This is a genomic window from Micromonospora matsumotoense, from assembly GCF_050951065.1.
Classification (GTDB): domain Bacteria; phylum Actinomycetota; class Actinomycetes; order Mycobacteriales; family Micromonosporaceae; genus Micromonospora; species Micromonospora matsumotoensis.
In genome coordinates, this window is the sequence record NZ_CP192025.1 from 7,366,497 (window position 1) to 7,383,878 (window position 17,382).

Consider the following 17,382-nt stretch of genomic DNA (forward strand, 5'->3'; position numbering starts at 1 on the left):
CTACGTCGCGCCGTGACCGCGAATCGCTACCGAGCCACTTCGACGACACTGGCACCATCGCGTCGACACGACTACGCTGCGTTCCGCAATCGGGTGATCCGTCGCACTCGCACGCCGGTCACCTCGCAGTTGCGGTAACCAGCACCCCTCGCCCGATGTCGTAAACCCGCTCGCTGCACCATTATCTAGCGTTAACGAGAACCGTCGGGAGCACTCAGCACTCCGTTTCCCCACGGAAACGGAAAGTCACCAACCCGCACTCAATTCTCACCTATCGCTCATAGTTACATTTATACCTCCAAAATCGTCCTTACCGCACTTAGGCTGTCCCCTGCCAGCACCCGACCGGAAGGGTCGGGCGCAACGACCAGGGGAGGGTGAACGCGATGTCCGCACACGAGTGGCTGTAGACGATTGTGGTGGCGGCGTGACCCCACGTAGCCTTGCCCTCTGCTCAGCGACACGGAGTGGTTGTCGAGGACACGATGGCACGACCGGACGAAGGCAAGACGGAGGCCGAGCGGCAGCTGACGCTGCACGTCGGCCTCGTCTGCGTGGTGGCCACCGCAGCGACGGCCGTCGCCCTCTACCAACTGGTCCATCTCGACCTCACCGGCGGCGACCTCACCCGATCCATCGCCCTGGCCTTCACGGCCGCACTCGGCGTCCGGATCAACTGGCGAATTCGTATTCGGGCAACGGTCCACGCAATCTCCTGGAGCGAGACGGCGATCGTCCTCGGCCTGGCCGTCGCCCCGGCGCCACTGGTCGTCCTGACCACCGGCACCGGCGTCGCGATCGCCCTGCTGTCCATGAAGCCCTCACCGCTGAAGACCGCCTTCGGCATCGCCAAGAGCATGCTGCTGGCGGCCGGCGGTGGCGTCGCCCTGCACACCCTCGGCTGGTCGCCACAGGACACCGACCTCCGACACGTCATCGGCATGATCGGGCTCGCCTACGTCGTCGCGGTGGTCCTCGACGAACTGCTCACCCTGCCGGTCATCGCGATGGCCACCGGCACCCCGTTGCGCAGGCTCTTCTGGGACGACCTCGGGCTCCGCCTGACCAGCGCGCTGGCCCGGTTCGTCCTCATCGCCGTCACCCTGGTCATCCTCCAGGCCGACCCCCGGCTCCTGCTGGCCGTGCCACCCCTGGTGCTCAGCCTCCACCTGCTCTATTCCAACCAGGTCAAGTCCCGGACCGAGCAGCAGGCCTGGCAGCGCCTCGCCCGCACCACCGACGCGCTCAACGTGGTCGACCTGGACAAGGTCCTCACCACCGCCGTCACCCAGGCCACCGAACTCTTCTCCGCCGACGAGGTCGAGATCGAGCTGCGCGACGCCGGCCGCACCGTACGCGGAGCCAGCGGCACCATCACCTACGACGGCCCCGCCGGCACCCCGAGCGAGATCGAGGGCACCGTCCTGCCCGCCCGGCTCGAAGGCCACGACCGGACGGCCGACGTCGGGATGCTCCGCCTCCGGTTCCGCGGCCCGGTACGACTCAACGAACGCGAGCAGTACACCCTGCGTACCTTCGCCTCCGCCCTGTGCACCGCCGTCCGCAACGCCCAGGCGTACGCCGAGCTGGCCCGGGTGGCCGACGAGCACGCCCACGCCGCCAGCCATGACGCGCTCACCGGCCTGGCCAACCGCCGGCAACTGCTGGACCGGGGCACCGAGCAGCTCGACGCCCGGCACGCCGAGGGGGTGACCGCCCTCGTCCTGATCGACCTCAACCACTTCAAGGAGGTCAACGACACCCTCGGTCACGCCGCCGGTGACCAGGTGCTGATGCAGGTCGCCGACCGGCTGCGCGCCGCCGCCCGCGACGAGGACCTGGTGGCCCGCCTCGGCGGCGACGAGTTCGCCGTGCTGATGCGCGCCCTGCCCGCCCCCGCCATCGCCGCCCACCGGGCCGAGACCCTGCTCGGCGCCCTGCACGAACCGCTCGACGTGGACGGCATGCGGATCAGCGTGGAGGCCAGCGGCGGTATCGCGGCGGCCCCCGCCAGCGGCGGCATGCCGGAGCTGCTGCGCCGCGCCGACGTCGCCATGTACCAGGCCAAGCGGGCCGGCCAGCGGACCGCCACGTACGCGCCGACCCGGGACACCGCCGACCTGCGCCGGCTCACCCTCGGCGGTGAGCTGCCCCGCGCGGTGGCCGACCACGAGTTCACCGTCAACTTCCAGCCGCTCGTCGACCTCGGCAGCGGCGAGGTGACCGGGGCCGAGGCGCTCGCCCGCTGGCACCACCCCCGGCACGGGGTGATCGACCCGCTGCGCTTCATCGAGGCGGTGGAACGCTCCGGCATGCTCCCCGCATTCGCCGAGGCCATCCTCGACCAGGCGCTCGTCGCCGCCGTCACCTGGCGGACCGCCGGCTTCGACCTGCCGGTCTCGGTCAACGTCTCCCCCCGCAGCCTGCTCGACGCCCGCTTCCCCGGTGCGGTGCTGGCCCGGCTCCAGGCCCACGACTTCCCCCCGGACCGGCTGGTCCTGGAGCTGACCGAGACGCTCACCCTCAGCCAGCTCGACGTGGTCGACCGGGTGCTGAGCCGGCTGCGCGACTCCGGCATCCGGCTCGCCCTGGACGACTTCGGCACCGGTTACTCCTCGCTCTCCCTGCTCTCCCGGATTCCGGTCCACGAGCTGAAGATCGACCGCAGTTTCGTCACCGCGATGGAGAGTTCCGCGGAGGCGGCGGCCGTCATCCGCTCCACCCTCGACCTCGGCCGCAGCCTCGACCTCGCGGTCGTCGCCGAGGGCGTGGAGAGTGAACCGCAGCGCCGCGCCCTCTGGTCCCTCGGCTGCGCCGCCGGCCAGGGGCACCTGTTCGCCCGCCCGCTGCCGGCCGGCGCGCTCCTCGCCGCCCTCCAACGCGGCTCCGGCGGCCGGCCCGGCACCCTCGCCACGCCACTGCACGACACCGGTTCGGTCATCCGGCTCAGTACCCCCGGCCGGCGCCAGCCCGCCCGGAACCGCTCGACCGGTCTGCCACACTTGCCGGCGTGACCGCCGCCCACCGCGCCGCCCGCCGCTGGCGGACCGTCGACACCGCCGCCGGCGGGCTCGCCCTCGACCTCGGCCTCTACGCGGTCTCCGCCACCTTCGCCGCCGTCACCGCCGCCGCCTCCTCCGCCCTGGCACCGCACCGGGCCTGGGGGAGCATCGCCGCCGTCGGCTACCTCGTCGCGACCCTCCTGGTCGCCGCCCAGTTCCTCAGCCGTCGCCAGCACCCGCGGCTGGCCGGCACCACCGCCCGCGCGGCGGTCAACGGCCTCGCCTGGGTCGGCACCGCACTGCTCCCCCTGCTCGTCCAGGCCGGGCAGCGGGCCGCTGGGCGGACCGACCGGGCCCAGGAGGAGGTGGTGGTGGTGGAACACGCCGGCATCCGGCTCGCCGAACACGGCACCCCCTACCTCGGGCCGGAGGCCATCGCCGCGCTGCCCGCCGACGAACGACTGCTCGGCTACACCCCCTACCAGCCGGGGATGGCGTTGTTCGGGCTGCCCCGGGCCGCCACCGACGCCTGGTGGACCGACTCCCGCGTCTGGTTCGCGCTGGTCACCGCCGCAGCCCTGGCGCTGGCCGTGGTCGCCCTACGCCGCTCCACCCGACCCGTCGGAGGTCGGGCCGTCGGAGGCTGGGCCGGGGCACCGGCGGTGCTGCGCGGTGTGCAGGCGGCGACCGTCCTGCCGATCTGTGCGCTCACCCTGGCGACCGGCGGCGACGACCTGCCCGTACTCGCGCTCTGCCTGCTGGCGTTGGCCCTCGCCGCCGGCGGCCGACCCGGCCCGGCCGGGATGGCGGTCGGGCTGGCCGGCGCGTTGAAGCTCTTCGCCTGGCCGGTCGCGCTGGTCCTGATCTTCTGGGGGGCGACCCGGCGGGCCGGGCTGCGGGTCGCCGCCGGTGCGCTCGGCCTGCCCGCCCTCGCCCTGCTCCCCGCCCTGGTGGTGAATTGGGACGCGCTGGTGGAGAACGTGTTCCGCTTCCCGCTCGGCCACGGCCAGGTCACCAGCCCCGCCCAGTCCCCGTTCCCCGGCCACCTGATCGCCACCGCCCTGCCCGGTGGCCGGTTCGTCGCCGCCGCGCTGCTCGTCGCCGTGGGTGCCGCGATCGCCGTCCGGCTCGTCCGCCGCCCGCCGCGCACCGTCGTCACCACCGCGCTGATCTGCGGGTACGGCCTGCTCGCCGCGATCATGCTGATGCCCACCACCCGCTTCGGCTACCTGCTCTACCCGATCGCCCTGCTGAGTTGGGCACCCGCCCTGACCACCCGTCGGGCCCCGGTTCTAGCGAGTCCCCGGCACGCCCCGCCCGCAGGGCGTACACCTGAGAGCATGAGCAGCTATCGCGATCGGGAGGACGCCGGCCGGCGACTCGCCGAGCGGCTCACCGCCCTGGCCGGCCAACCCGATGTCGTCGTGCTGGGCCTGGTCCGTGGTGGGGTGCCGGTGGCCCGGGTGGTCGCCGACCGGCTCGGCGCGCCACTCGACGTGCTGGTGGTCCGCAAGCTCGGCCTGCCCTGGGCCCCCGAGGTGGCCTTCGGCGCGCTCGGCCCCGGCGGGGTCCGGGTCCTCAACGACCAGGTCGCCGCCCGGCTCGACCCGGCCGACAGCAGCGACGTGCAACGCCGCGAACAGGCCGAACTCGACCGTCGGGAGGCCCGCTACCGATCCGGCCGCCCCCCGCTCGACCTGACCGGACGCACCGCCCTGATCATCGACGACGGCTTGGCCACCGGCGCGACCGCCCGCGCCGCCGTACAGGTCGCCCGGCGGCTCGGCGCCCGACGGGTCGTCGTCGCGGTGCCGGTCGGCGCGCAGGAGGCGTACGAGGTGCTGGCCGCCGAGGCGGACGAGGTGGTCTGCGCCCAGCACCCCGTCGACTTCGGCGCGGTCAGCGCCTACTACGACGACTTCCACGAGGTCGACGACGACGAGGTGACCGAGGCGCTGATCGCCACCGCCTGAATGCTGCGCCGACCGGGTACCGTCGAACGATGCAGCTCACCTGTCCCAAGTGTCGTGGAGAAATGCGCCAGTACGAGCGCAGCGGAGTCGTCATCGACCAGTGCGGCGAGTGCCGGGGGATCTTCCTGGACCGTGGCGAACTCGAAAAGCTGTTCGAGGCCGAGGCGAACTGGAACCAGCAGCGCGGCGCACCTGCGCCCGGCCAACCGGGTCCCGTCCCCGGTCAGCAGCACGTCCAGACGCCGGGCGGTTACCCGCCGCCTCCGCCACCGCCTGCCCCGAGCCACCAGCCGGGCTACGGCGCCGTACCGCCGCCCCCGCCCCCGCCGGGCTACCCGCCGCAGCCCGCGTACGGCACCCACGGTGGCTACGGTCACCAGCAGCAGCAGCACCACGGCTACCACGGCCACTACAAGCGCAAGAAGCACAAGGGTTTCCTCGACGAGATGTTCGGCTGACCGACCCGTCGCGGCCGGCCTGGCGCTCCACCGCCCGGCCGGCCGTCCCGACGCGCCGCCAGCCGGCCCGTCGTCCACCCGGCCCGTCGGCCGACCGCTCCCCGGGCGGGCCGGCCTGTCGCGATGCTCCCTGGCCGGCCGGTCGCCGACTGTCGTGCCGGACGGCGTCCCGCGTGCGACGCTGCACGGCATGACCTTCGTCCGGCAGCACACCGCGTTGGCGCAGGCCTACGACGGCATCACCCGGGTGGTCGCCGACCTCGACGACGATGCCCTGCAACGCCCCACCCGATGTCGCGGCTGGGTCGTCGCCGACCTGCTCTTCCACCTGCTCTGCGACGCCCAACGGGCGTTGGTCACGCTGGCCAGCCCCGCCGACGGGCCGGCCGACACCGACGACGTCAGCTACTGGCGGTCGTTCCCGGCGGGTGCCGATCCCGACGCCGCGGCCCGGCACGCGTGGTGGGCCCGCCGCTCGGCCGCCGCCTTCGACCGGCCCACCGGCGTGGTGCGGATCTGGGCCGACACCGCCCCGGCCGCCGTACGCGCGGCGGGTGCCGCCGACCCGCAGGGCTGCGTCACCACCCAGGGGCACGTGCTGCGGGTGCCCGACTTCCTGGCCACGCTGACCACCGAGGCCGTCGTGCACCATCTCGACCTCGTGCTCGACCTGCCCGACGCGCCGCGACCCGGTGCGCACGCCGTCACGGTCGCGGTCGCCACGATGGACGGCCTGCTCAGCGACGACACCGTCCGGCCCGCCGACTGGGACGACCTGACGTACCTGGGCAAGGCCACCGGCCGGCAGCCGCTGACCGACCGGGACCGGGTGGCGCTGGGCGAGGCCGCCGGTTGGTTCCCACTGCTCGGCTGACGCTGAAGCGCGCAGCATGTAAACGCTATTGCTGCCGGGCGATCATCTGTGCGGCAATTTCTGCCTTCCGCGCGAGAGCCGGTTCAGCATTCAGGTAGAGGAGGGAGGCTATTCTCTCAGCCAGTCCACAGGTGGCTCCAACAGCACAGATACTCTTGTGTGGACGCACCGACAGGCCACCAATGCCGTTACTTTCGAGGAAAGCAACAAATGCGGCCATGACATGCCACCTTCCGACCACTCTGAACTGGGCAAGAGTCCGATTACCCGGTGCCACCCTTTTATAAATCCCCAACGAGCCGTCACTATCGACGACGCCACGCCAGAAGTCGCGCGGGGAGAACCAAACCGCTCGTCGACGGACTCACCGCATCTGCCCAATTCCATGAGCCGGTCCGCCAAGGTCTGCGACCGTATGGAGAATTGGCACGAGCCGTGAGTCGGGCTTGTTTGAGAGATACTGTTACCACAGCCCAGTAATCCCGTAGCGCGACCAGTTGACTCCGATCTCGGTCAGCCAGTCCTACCGATATCTGCGGCATAGGACCTGGTCGGTAGCCTGACGCATCCGTCGGCGAACAGGAATCCGAGCCAGTGGCAAGTCTCGGGTGTCAGGTCATCGAAGGCGTCATGTCGCAAGCTCTGCGAGACTGACGAGATCTTGATTCCTCGGCGGGAAATCAGGCCACGAACGGACGGCACCGTGACGCTGAAATCGGTGGCGCTCTGCCCGAGGCTCGCGCCGTCGAGAAATCGTTCCATTACCTCCTCGCGCTACGCATTCGTCAGTTTCCCAGTTCGACGTGCAGGCACGCCACAACGACGGAGCATTCCTCGGATCGCTTGCCTTGTCACCCCGTCATGTAGGGCAATACTCGTAAGACTCTCCGCTTTCCGCACGTGCAACCACGTCGCTTCGCCGCCCAGCGGCCGGTCGCGTCCCAATACCGGTCACCCGATGGCCATATCGACGAACCGAGAGAGATGGAGCTGCGCTGCGACCGTTATACTGTCGGTCGGACCATTCCTGTGCTTGGCGACAATAAAGTCCGCCTCCCCGGCGCGCGGCGACTCCTTGTCGTAATAGTCGTCGCGGTGCAGCAGAATGACGACGTCAGCATCTTGTTCGATCGAGCCAGATTCCCGCAAATCGGACAACTGCGGGCGCTTGTCGGTGCGTTGCTCGGGGCCACGGTTCAGCTGACTGACCGCGATCACCGGGCACTCGACCTCCTTGGCCAGCAGCTTGAGGCCACGGGACAGGTCCGCGACCTCCTGCTGGCGGCTCTCGGTGCGCTTCGGTGAGGTCATCAGCTGGAGATAGTCGACCACGATCATCTTGAGGTCGTGCTTCTGCTTGAGCCGGCGGGCCTTCGCCCGGATCTCCATCAGGTTCATGCTCGGCGTGTCGTCCACGAAGAGCGGCGCATCGCTGATCTCACCCATGCAGCGGGCCAGCTTGGTCCAGTCGTCGTCGGAGAGCTGCCCGCTGCGCAGCACGTGCAGCGGGACCCGCGCCTCGGCCGAGAGGAGCCGCATGACGATCTCGACCTTGCTCATTTCCAGCGAGAAGATGGCGGCGGCCTGGTTGGCCCGGATCGCCGCGTTGCGGGCGAAGTCCATGCTCGCCGTGCTGTTGTGGGTCGGGATCATCGACCGCCCGGCCAGGTAGAGGTGCGCCGGGTTGTCCACCGTCACGCACCGGACCGGCACACTGGCCACCGGCCGCACATCCACCACGTACCGGACGTCCGCACCGGTCCGTCGACGGGCAGGGTGGACGGCGGCCTTGCGCTCCAGCCGGAACACGGCGTCCCCGGTGGCGAAGGTGACCGTGTAGGCCGTCGACGACAGCGTGGTACGGCCGGGTACCGCCCGCTCAGTGACCGTGCAGCGGTAACCGAGACTCACCACGAGTTCCCGGACGTCTCCGACCAGCCGCCGTGAGGTCGAGGTGTACTGGAGGTCGCCGGTGGGGCTGACCGTGCCGGCGGCGTCGAACAGACCGGCGAGCAGCGCCCGGCGCTGCGCCTCGGAACCCCGCAGGTAGTCCCGGGGGATGTGCCGGTCCGGGCTGACACCGATCTGTCGGAGGGTCGCGCGGAGGGTCCCGGTGAGGCAACTCGGGTCAGCGCCGCCGTCACCGAGCCGGACGCCCAGGCTGTAGGGCGGGACCGGCAGCCGCCGCGCGGGCAACCGGAGGGGGGCACAGTTGGTGACGGCGTGGTTGAGGCGGGCATCCGGGCCGGTACGCAGCGTCGCCGCGATCTCCGCCGTGGTGACCACACCCTCCCGTCGGGCCTGCGCGCCGCTACCGGCCGGGCCGACCGGTCCCCCGGCCTGCGCCGGCTCCAGGACCCGCGCGTGGGTGGTCTGCCACAGGTGGTCGGCGTCCGCGATGATCACGCTGCCGTCGGAGAACTCGACCGCACAGCAGGGTCGGTCGTCCATCACGTCGAAGGCGGCGGTGATCGTGGTCGGTGTGCCGTCCGCCGCGAGCAACCGGTCGCCGACCTCGACCTCGCCCATCGTGGTCCAGCCGTCCGGGGTGGGCAACGGCGTGTCCAGGGCGAGCGCCTTGCCGAGACCGGGTCGGCCGGCCACGATGATGAGCTGCCCCGGGTGCAGGCCGTTGAGCAGCCGGTCCAGATCGGTGAAGCCGGTCGGCACCCCGGTCATCACGCCGCCCTGCGCGCCGACCGCCTCGATCTCGTCCAGGGTGGGCTGGAGCATGTCGGCGAGGATCGCGAAGTCCTCGCTCACCCGCCGTTCGGTGATCTCGTAGACCGCCTGCTGGGCCAGGTCGACGACGTCGTCGACGTCCCGGCTGCCCCCGGCGGCGGTGCCGTAGCCGAGTTGCACGATCCGGGTGCCCGCCTCGACCAGCCGGCGCAGCACCGCACGTTCGCCCACGATCCGGGCGTAGTAGGAGGCGTTCGCCGCCGTCGGCACGGCCGCCATGCAGGTGTGCAGGTAGGGGGCACCGCCGACCCGGGCGAGGTCCCCCGAGTCGGCCAGGGCCGCCGCGACCGTGATCCCGTCGGCCGGCTCACCGCGACCGTAGATGTCGAGGATGGCGTCGAAGATGGTGGCGTGGACGGGTCGGTAGAAGTCGGTGGACTTGAGGATCTCGACGACGTCGGCGATCGCGTCCTTGGAGAGCAGCATGCCGCCGAGGACGCACTGCTCGGCGGCGACGTCCTGGGGTGGGGTCTTGTCGAACTGGCCGTCGCGGGGTGGCGGGGGCGACTGCCCCCCGGCCCGGGGCTCCGCCCGCATGTCGTCGGTGACCGACACGGTTCCCCCTCCACAGCATCGAACCGGTTCCAGCAGTACGCCGGCGGTGTGCCATCTTCCGGTCGAGTCGATCGGGGGGCCACCGCGCGACCGGTCGGTGCCCCACGATACGGACCCCGAGGTCAGACCCTCAACCGCCGCGGTGGATGAGCCTCGGGACAACCTGTGGATGCGAGTGGACAACCATGTGCGCAGCGTGTGCACAGCCTGTGGAAAACTGTGGGGGAATTCCGGGCAACACGGCCCTGACCTGGAGGTTCACTATCCACACCCTGTGGACGAATAATTTCTGGTAAGGCTCTTGGGTCGGTCTTCCCGTACTATCTCTGCGAAACGGCTACACCTGGACAGCGGATTGCACTTTCGGTTGAGAAGGGTCACGCTCCGGCCGTGAGTTACCGGGACTGGGAGCGCGGGGAGGGCAGCCCGCGCGAGCGTCAGCCGATCGCCCCGTGGGACGACCTCGGCGACCCGGTTCCGTCAGCTTCTTCCTCCTCGACGGACCGCTACCGTACGCCGAGCCGCCGACGGGCGGTCGAGCGTGGCCAGCAGGAGCCCGTCGACGCCTACCTGCCTCGGTGGGCGGTCGAGTCGGGCATCGCGCACGCCGACGGTCGGGGCCGGCACGCCGCCCCGGACGACGACGAGGACGACGACGCCCGTCCGGTCTCCGGGTTGGGTAGGCGTGCGGCCAGGCGGCGGCGGGAGAGCGAGCGGCGGGAGCCCCGGGCGATCGCGGCAGCCCCCGAGTCCGACCACACCAGGGAGTGGACCTTCGACCGCCCGCAGGAGCAGGGGTACGTGGGCAGCCGGCGGGCGGACACCGACGAGGGTGAGCCGGTCTCCGGTGCCGCCCCGACGGCCCGCCCGCGTCGGTCCGCGTCCCGTCGCCCCGAGGTGGTCTGGTCCGGCGGTGACGACTCCGACCTGCCAGTGGAGGCCGTACCCGAGCAGCCGCCCCGGCGACGGCGACGCAACACTGACGATTCGTGGGCCCGTCCGTTGACCGACCCGGGGAGCCGCCCGGCGGCCGATCCGTGGAGCCGTGCCGCCGAGCCGGAGCCGGAGTACCGGCCGGCGGTCGACCCGTGGGACGCGTCCGGCGTGCACACCTGGCAGAGTCCGGTCGCCGACGACCGGTGGGAGCGTCCCGGCGGGGCGTCGCGGTGGGAGCAGAGCGACAGCACCGGCCAGTGGGACCGGTTCACCGACACCGCGCAGTGGGACCGGACGGACGTCGGCCGGTGGGGTCCGGTGACCGCGGATCGTGACGAGGCCGACCGCCGGGACACGGGCGGATTCGACCGTCGGGACCGGGATGACACCGACCGGTGGGACCGGGGCAAGGTCGACCGCCGGGACCGGGGTGGGGTCGACCGGTGGGACCGGGGTGGGGTCGACCGGTGGGAACGGTCGGTGCCACCTCGGTCGTCCCAGCCGGTGACGGAGGGCGAGGGCTGGCCGTGGGGTGAGCAGCCGGAGGGGTTCTGGTCGGGCACCCGGTTGGCCGGGGACGATCCCCGGTGGATGGACCCTCCGACCTCGGCACCCCGCTCTCCGGTGGTGGGCTACACGGCACCGAGGCCCCGGACGGCCCCCCGGCGTCGGGCCGAGCCGGCGTCCGGCCGGGCGGTGGCGACGGCCTCGCTGCGGGACCGGATCGGGTCGGTGGGTGCCGGGTCGTGGAACCGTCGCCTGGAGGACGACCTGCTCGACCCGGACCCGGGTGGCCCGCTGCGCCCGCTGGTCTACACGGCCGCCTGTTATCTGGTGCCGGCGGTGCTGGTGTTCCTGTGGCTGTTGACCCTGGACGGTCAGCCGCCGGCCGGCTGTGTCACGGACATCAGCGGCGGCGGGTGTGAGCCGCCCCGGGCGCACGCCTTCGGTTCACTGGTCGCGGCGGCGCCCCGGTTCGGGCTGTCGTTGCTGAGCAGTCTGGTGGTGGCGGTCCTGCTGCGCCGGGTGGGGACGACCTGGCGGCCGGCGACGGTGGCGCTGGCGGCGGCGGTGGTGGGTGGTGGCCTGTCCACCGTGTTGATCAGCGCGATCACCGGTCAGCCGATCGGCTGACGTGCGCGGTGCCGCTCCCGGCGCCGGCCGTTGTCGCGCCGACGGCCGGGGCGCGGGGCACCGACGCACCGGCGGCCGAGCCGACCCCGGAGGCCGGCACGGATGCTGCCGCGTCCGACGCTCCGGCGTCCGAGACCGGTGACGGCGACGGGCAGCGCGGCCCGACTCCCGCGATGTGCCGTCGACGGTGCCAGGGCGAACGCCGCCGCTGCACCTCTACGCCACCCACGGACAGCGCGACATGGCCCGCACCGGGTGCCGGTGCGGGCCATGTCGGGTGTTGCTGTGCGGTGAGGTCAGCCCTGGACGACGTGGAGGTCGAACTTGGCGGACACCTCGGGGTGCAGCTTGATCCGCACCGGGTAGGAGCCGGTCGACTTGATGTGACCGGGCAGCTCCAGCCGACGACGGTCGAGGACCGGACCGCCGGCCGCCTTGACGGCGTCGACGACCTCGGTCGGGGTGACCGAGCCGAAGAGCCGGCCACCGTCGCCGGCGCGGACCTTCAGGTTGACCTTCAGGCCCTCAAGCTGGTCCTTGACCTCGGTGGCGTGGCCCAGGTCGCGGATCTCCCGGGCCGAGCGGGCCCGCTTGATGACCGTGACCTGCTTCTCCGCACCCTTGGTCCAGCTGATCGCGAAGCCCTGCGGCAGCAGGTAGTTACGGCCGTAGCCGTTCTTGACCTCGACGATGTCGCCGGGGGCACCGAGACCGGAAACTTCCTGGGTCAGGATGATCTTCATGTCGGTGCCTCCTCTCAGCGGGCCGTGGCGGTGTACGGCAGGAGCGCCATCTCACGGGCGTTCTTGACCGCACGGGCGATCTGCCGCTGCTGCTGCGAGGTGACCCCGGTCACCCGCCGAGCGCGGATCTTGCCGCGGTCGGAGATGAACTTGCGCAGCAGCGCGGTGTCCTTGTAATCGATATAGGCGATCCCGTCCTTGTCGAGCGGGTTCACCTTCTTCTTTGGTTTGCGAAGTGCCGCAGCCTTGGCCGTTGCACGTGCTCCTGGTTTGCGATCGCGGGCGCTCGGCGCCATTAGAACGGTGGCTCCTCATCAAAATTGGCGCCCGAACCACCGCGCGAGGAGGGGGCCGGAGCAGCAGAGGCCCACGGGTCGTCGAAGTTTCCTCCGCCGCCGCCCTGGTTGCCACCGCCACCGGAGCCGAAGCCTCCGCCGCCGCCACCGGAGCGCGACATCTTCTGCACCTTCGCCGTGGCGTAGCGCAGCGATGGGCCGATCTCGTCGACCTCGAGCTCGATGACGGTGCGCTTCTCGCCCTCGCGGGTCTCGTACGACCGCTGACGCAGCCGACCCGAGACGATCACGCGGGCGCCCCGCTGGAGCGACTCGGCGACGTGCTCCGCCGCCTGCCGCCACACGGTGCAGGCCAGGAAGAGCGGCTCGCCGTCCTTCCATTCGTTGGTGGTCTTGTCCATGAACCGGGGCGTCGAAGCGACCCGGAACTTGGCGACCGCCGCACCGGACGGGGTGAACCGCAACTCGGGGTCATCGGTCAGATTGCCGATGACCGTGATGGTGGTATCTCCTGCCATGACCATCTCCTCGCGCACTCATCGTTGCGTCGTACAGACTCGCAGAGCCCTACGACATCACCGACGAGGCTGATCCGGGCGAACCGGGGTTGAATGCTTAGCGCATCTCCGGTCGAATGACCTTGGTACGCAGCACGGACTCGTTGAGCCGCAGCTGGCGGTCGAGTTCGGCCACCGCCTCCGGCGTCGCCTGAAGGTCGATGACGGCGTAGATGCCCTCGGCCTTCTTGTTGATCTCGTACGCGAGGCGCCGGCGGCCCCATACGTCGGTCTTCTCGACCGAGCCACCCGCGGTCCGGATCACGTTCAGGTACGTGTCGAGCGAGGGTGCGACGGTGCGTTCCTCGAGGCTGGAGTCGAGGATCACCATTACTTCGTAATGACGCAAGACGTGCTCACCTCCTGTGGGCTAGGCGGCCACGGTCCTTCCGTGGCAGGAGGTCGTGCGTCGTGCCCGTCCCGACCGGGGGAACCCGACCGGACGCGGACAACCTGACCAGAATACCCGGCCCCGACGATCATGCCCGGGCAGGTCGACCCGACGGCGCGAGCCGGCCGGGCGGGAAAGGTGACAGGGGCCCACCGCGACACCCGAAGGCCGGCGGTGGACCCCTGTCCACGGGGCCGCGGGGCGTCCCGTCCGCATTCCTTGGGTGGGACCTGGGGAGGAACGACCACACCGATGAGGTTGGATCGAGGACACCCCGCGGAGCTTCATCCTGTTGTTATCCGACGGTACAACGGCAATCGTCACGCGATAGCCGAATTGCAACTATTCGTCCGACTGTCCCACCTCGGTCAACGATCGCCGGGGTCGTCGGGTGACGCCACCTGCCCTGCGGCGCGGCGGGCAGGGGCAGAGGAACGGCACGACTTGCCCACGACCGTCACCTGCCGGCGTCGGGGACGGGACGTAGGCTCGCCTGCATGCGTATCGGAGCCCACGTCGACCCGGCCGACCCGCTGGCGGAGGCGGCCACCCGTGCCGCCGAGGCGGTGCAGTTCTTCCTCTCCGACCCGCAGGGCTGGAAGGCCCCGGAACCCCGGGAGGACGCCGACCGGCTGCGCGCCGCCGACGTCGACCTCTACGTGCACGCCCCGTACGTCATCAACGTGGCCACCCTCAACAACCGGATCCGCATCCCCAGCCGCAAGCTCCTGCTGGGCCACGCCGCCGCAGCGGCGCAGCTCGACGCCCGGGGGCTGATCGTGCACGGCGGCCACGTCAACGCCGGTGACGACCTGGCCGTCGGCTTCGACAACTGGCGCAAGACCTTCGCCTACGCGGCCGACTCCGGCGGCTTCCCCGTGCCCGTCCTGATCGAGAACACCGCCGGTGGCGACAACGCCTGCGCCCGGCGGCTCGACGCGCTGGCCCGGCTCTGGGACGCCCTCGGTGACTACGAGGTCGGCTTCTGCCTCGACACCTGTCACGCCCATGCCGGTGGCGAGGAGTTGCTCGAGCTGGTCGACCGGGTGAAGGCGATCACCGGCCGGATCGATCTGGTGCACGCGAACAACTCCAAGGGCGGGTTCAACTCCGGGCAGGACCGGCACGACAACCTCGACGGCGGCACCATCGACCCGGAGCTGCTGGTGGCGGTGATCCGGGCGGCGGACGCCCCGGTCATCGTGGAGACTCCCGGCGGCGCGACCGGTCAGGGCGCCGACATCGCCTTCCTCCGTGAGCAACTCGGCACGGGGGCCTGAGCGCCGATGACCACCAACGCGACGGGCGGCAGCCAGCCGCCACGGCAGACAGACGGCACGGACCCGACCTCCGGGGGCGGGGCGGGGTCGCCGCAGGGCCGGCCGGCACCCGACGCGCGGGACAGCGCGAAGCCGGGCAGGGACGATTCACCCCCGACCACCGGACCCGACCCACAGCCCGGCGGATCGGGCGCGGAGCCCGCCGGATCGGGCGCGGAGCCCGCCGGACCCGACGTGCCACCCGACGGAGCCGGTGCGGAGCCCGCCGAGGGCGGCCCGGTAGCCGACGACGGCCGGGTTGGGGGCGGGAAGGCCGGAGCCGGCCCCGGGCCGACCGGGGCGAAAGCCCAGCCGGCGGGGACGTCGACGGAGAAGGCCGCAGCGACGACCGCGGTGACGGCCGACCAGGCCGGCACAACGACCGACCACGCCGGGAAGTCCAGGACCTGGAAAGACCGGCTCACAAGAAGGAGGGCCGGGAAGGACGAGGCCGGGAAGGGCCGGGGTGACGAACCGGCCGGGGGCGAAACGGAGCAACAGGAGCCGGCCGCCGAGGCCGATCCGTGGACCTCGTTCGCGCCCGCGCCCGAACCGGTGCCGGGCCGCCCCGGACGGGCGGCCCGCGCCACCGGCCGGTTCCTGGTGCACGAGTGGACGCTCGCCGTCCTCGCCTCGCTCGCCCTGGCCGTGGGGATGACCTGGCCGACCCTGCGGTACCCGCTCTACACGCTGCCCCAGGACTACTGGGACCCAAGCCTCCAGGCCTGGCAGATGGCCTGGTCCGGACATGCCCTGCGGACCAACCCGGGGCAACTGTTCCAGTCCAACACGTTCTTCCCCGAGCCCTGGAGCTTCGCCTTCTCCGACATGCTGCTCGGGTACGCCCCGGCCGGCCTGCTCGGCACCGGTCCGGATGCCGCCGTGCTCCGCTACAACATCATGTTCGTGCTGGCCCACGCGATGGCCACCTTCGGGGCGTACGTGCTGGCCCGGCAGTGGGGCGCGGGCCGGATCGGTTCGGCGGTCGCCGGGGTCAGCTACACCTACGCGCCGTGGCTGCTCGCCCAGGCCGGCCACCTGCACATCGTCTCCAACGGTGGCATCCCGTTGGCGCTGGCCATGCTGGCCCGGGGCCACGGCTGGTCACTGCGGCACGGTTACCGGCCGGAGCGTCGCCGGGTCGGCTGGGCGTACGCCGGCTGGGCGGTCGCGGCCTGGCAGCTCAGCCTGGGCTTCGGCATCGGCCTGGTGTTCGCCTACGTTTTGGCGGTGACCCTGCTGGTCTCGGCAGCGGTGTGGTTCTGGCAGCGGCGGCGACGCGGGCGGCGGCCCTTCGGGCGGCGGCTGTTCGTCGCCGACCTGGTCGGCGGGCTGCTCTTCGCCGCCGTCGGCGCGCTGCTGGCGGTGCCGTACTTCAAGGTCGCCGAGCTGCACCCGAACGCGGAGCGGACGATCGGCGACATCGGCGTCTACTCACCGCCGGCGAGCGGCTTCTTCACCGCGCCCGCCGAGTCGAGGATCTGGGGTGGGCTGCACGAGGGGGCGCGGGCGACGCTGCCCTGGCATCCGGAGATGACCCTGCTGCCGGGCTTCGTGCTCTACGCGCTGGCCGCCGGTGGGCTGTTCTTCTCGGTGTGGCGGCTGCGGCACCGGCTGTGGATGCTGGCCGGAGTCCTGGTCACGATGGTGCTGGCGATGGGCACCCGGTTCTTCGACGGCACCTTCACCTACGCGCCGCTCTTCGCGCACCTGCCGGGCTTCAACGGGCTGCGGACGCCCGGTCGGATGATGCTCTGGACGACCCTGCTGCTCGCCCTGCTGGCGGCCGGTGCGGTGAGCGCCTTCGCCCAGCGGGTCCGCGAGCTGAGCACCGAGCGGGTGCCCGCCCGGCCGGCACCGTGGCTGCGGGCAGCCACCCTGCTGCCACTGCTGCTGGTGGTCGTGGAGGGGCTGAACACCACGCCGCACCCGGTGGTGCCGGAGCAACCGGCGGCGATGCGCACGGTGGACGGTCCACTGCTGGTGCTGCCCAGCAGCCAGAACCAGGACCAGCCGGTGATGCTCTGGTCGACCAGCCGCTTCCCGCAGGTGGTCAACGGCGGCAGCGGGTTCACCCCGAAACAGCTCGACGACGTCCGCCGGGTGACGGCGGCGTTCCCCGACCAGACCAGCGTCGACTACCTGCGCACCCTCGGCGTACGCAACGTGGTGGTGCTGCGGGACCAGATCGTCGGTACGCCGTGGGAGGTGACCGTGGACGCTCCGGTCGACCAGTTGGGCATCACCCGCCAACAGGTCGGCAACGCCGTGGTGTTCCGTCTCTGAGGCGGGTTGCGGTGGGGGCGGGCGGGGGAGCCCCGCCGGCTCCGGGCGGTCAGACTTGATCCCTGCGCCGGCGGGGCTCCCCCGCCCCCTGACGGACGCGGGGGCCGTCTCGGACT

The 17,382-nt window shown here is 71.6% G+C and carries 13 protein-coding genes and 1 pseudogene; 8 read left to right on the forward strand and 6 right to left on the reverse strand.

Annotated elements, in window-relative coordinates; all coding sequences use genetic code 11:
- The first annotated feature begins 485 nt into the window (after positions 1 to 485).
- The 5 genes and pseudogenes from ACQP1S_RS31725 (at position 486) to ACQP1S_RS31745 (ending at position 6,307) form a co-directional block, all read left to right on the forward strand.
- Positions 486 to 3,014 (forward strand): putative bifunctional diguanylate cyclase/phosphodiesterase, encoded by a 2,529-nt coding sequence (locus ACQP1S_RS31725; RefSeq protein ID WP_432901777.1) that lies wholly within the window; start codon positions 486 to 488, stop codon positions 3,012 to 3,014.
- A pseudogene (locus ACQP1S_RS31730) lies at positions 3,011 to 4,342 on the forward strand (glycosyltransferase 87 family protein); the annotation flags it as partial. The gene ACQP1S_RS31725 and the pseudogene ACQP1S_RS31730, both read left to right, overlap by 4 nt.
- Positions 4,343 to 4,975, forward strand: coding sequence for a phosphoribosyltransferase (locus ACQP1S_RS31735; RefSeq protein WP_432908483.1), 633 nt, complete (start codon positions 4,343 to 4,345; stop codon positions 4,973 to 4,975). It abuts the pseudogene before it with no gap.
- A gap of 29 nt (positions 4,976 to 5,004) precedes the next feature.
- Positions 5,005 to 5,433, forward strand: coding sequence for a zf-TFIIB domain-containing protein (locus ACQP1S_RS31740; protein ID WP_432901780.1), 429 nt, complete (start codon positions 5,005 to 5,007; stop codon positions 5,431 to 5,433).
- Positions 5,434 to 5,623: 190 nt separating this feature from the next.
- Positions 5,624 to 6,307 (forward strand): maleylpyruvate isomerase N-terminal domain-containing protein, encoded by a 684-nt coding sequence (locus ACQP1S_RS31745; protein WP_432901783.1) that lies wholly within the window; start codon positions 5,624 to 5,626, stop codon positions 6,305 to 6,307.
- A gap of 25 nt (positions 6,308 to 6,332) precedes the next feature.
- Here ACQP1S_RS31745 and ACQP1S_RS31750 read toward each other — a convergent pair whose 3' ends face one another.
- Positions 6,333 to 6,527: a hypothetical protein gene (locus ACQP1S_RS31750; RefSeq protein WP_432901785.1), complete on the reverse strand. Its 195-nt coding sequence runs from the start codon at positions 6,525 to 6,527 to the stop codon at positions 6,333 to 6,335.
- A 731-nt stretch (positions 6,528 to 7,258) separates the two neighbouring features.
- Positions 7,259 to 9,604, reverse strand: a complete 2,346-nt coding sequence (gene dnaB, locus ACQP1S_RS31755; protein ID WP_432901787.1) for a replicative DNA helicase — start codon at positions 9,602 to 9,604, stop codon at positions 7,259 to 7,261.
- Positions 9,605 to 9,994: 390 nt separating this feature from the next.
- Here dnaB and ACQP1S_RS31760 point away from each other — a divergent pair, with 390 nt between their 5' ends.
- Positions 9,995 to 11,674, forward strand: a complete 1,680-nt coding sequence (locus ACQP1S_RS31760; protein ID WP_432901789.1) for a hypothetical protein — start codon at positions 9,995 to 9,997, stop codon at positions 11,672 to 11,674.
- Positions 11,675 to 11,970: 296 nt separating this feature from the next.
- Here the strand turns inward: ACQP1S_RS31760 and rplI are convergent, their stop codons facing one another.
- The 4 genes from rplI to rpsF all read right to left on the reverse strand — a co-directional run bounded on the left by rplI (position 11,971) and on the right by rpsF (position 13,619).
- Positions 11,971 to 12,417 (reverse strand): 50S ribosomal protein L9, encoded by a 447-nt coding sequence (gene rplI / locus ACQP1S_RS31765; protein ID WP_091249061.1) that lies wholly within the window; start codon positions 12,415 to 12,417, stop codon positions 11,971 to 11,973.
- A gap of 14 nt (positions 12,418 to 12,431) precedes the next feature.
- Positions 12,432 to 12,713 (reverse strand): 30S ribosomal protein S18, encoded by a 282-nt coding sequence (rpsR, locus tag ACQP1S_RS31770; protein WP_091249063.1) that lies wholly within the window; start codon positions 12,711 to 12,713, stop codon positions 12,432 to 12,434.
- Complete coding sequence (locus ACQP1S_RS31775; RefSeq protein WP_176739072.1) at positions 12,713 to 13,249, reverse strand: single-stranded DNA-binding protein; 537 nt, start codon at positions 13,247 to 13,249, stop codon at positions 12,713 to 12,715. Before ACQP1S_RS31775 ends, rpsR begins: the two co-directional genes overlap by 1 nt.
- A gap of 79 nt (positions 13,250 to 13,328) precedes the next feature.
- Positions 13,329 to 13,619 (reverse strand): 30S ribosomal protein S6, encoded by a 291-nt coding sequence (gene rpsF / locus ACQP1S_RS31780; protein ID WP_067301247.1) that lies wholly within the window; start codon positions 13,617 to 13,619, stop codon positions 13,329 to 13,331.
- A 539-nt stretch (positions 13,620 to 14,158) separates the two neighbouring features.
- Between rpsF and ACQP1S_RS31785 the strand changes: the two genes are divergently transcribed.
- Together ACQP1S_RS31785 and ACQP1S_RS31790 are read left to right on the forward strand one after the other, a co-directional pair.
- Positions 14,159 to 14,941, forward strand: coding sequence for a deoxyribonuclease IV (locus ACQP1S_RS31785; RefSeq protein ID WP_432901792.1), 783 nt, complete (start codon positions 14,159 to 14,161; stop codon positions 14,939 to 14,941).
- A gap of 393 nt (positions 14,942 to 15,334) precedes the next feature.
- Complete coding sequence (locus tag ACQP1S_RS31790) at positions 15,335 to 17,266, forward strand: hypothetical protein (RefSeq protein WP_432901794.1); 1,932 nt, start codon at positions 15,335 to 15,337, stop codon at positions 17,264 to 17,266.
- Positions 17,267 to 17,382 lie beyond the last annotated feature (116 nt).

What these genes read in the sequence shown, in the direction of transcription:
- rplI (WP_091249061.1), bottom strand. Translation starts at nt 12,417, where the DNA reads ATGAAGATCATCCTGACCCAGGAAGTTTCCGGTCTCGGTGCCCCCGGC.
- ACQP1S_RS31745 (WP_432901783.1), top strand. Translation starts at nt 5,624, where the DNA reads ATGACCTTCGTCCGGCAGCACACCGCGTTGGCGCAGGCCTACGACGGC.
- rpsR (WP_091249063.1), bottom strand. Translation starts at nt 12,713, where the DNA reads ATGGCGCCGAGCGCCCGCGATCGCAAACCAGGAGCACGTGCAACGGCC.
- ACQP1S_RS31785 (WP_432901792.1), top strand. Translation starts at nt 14,159, where the DNA reads ATGCGTATCGGAGCCCACGTCGACCCGGCCGACCCGCTGGCGGAGGCG.
- ACQP1S_RS31735 (WP_432908483.1), top strand. Translation starts at nt 4,343, where the DNA reads ATGAGCAGCTATCGCGATCGGGAGGACGCCGGCCGGCGACTCGCCGAG.
- ACQP1S_RS31750 (WP_432901785.1), bottom strand. Translation starts at nt 6,527, where the DNA reads ATGGCCGCATTTGTTGCTTTCCTCGAAAGTAACGGCATTGGTGGCCTG.
- ACQP1S_RS31740 (WP_432901780.1), top strand. Translation starts at nt 5,005, where the DNA reads ATGCAGCTCACCTGTCCCAAGTGTCGTGGAGAAATGCGCCAGTACGAG.
- ACQP1S_RS31725 (WP_432901777.1), top strand. Translation starts at nt 486, where the DNA reads ATGGCACGACCGGACGAAGGCAAGACGGAGGCCGAGCGGCAGCTGACG.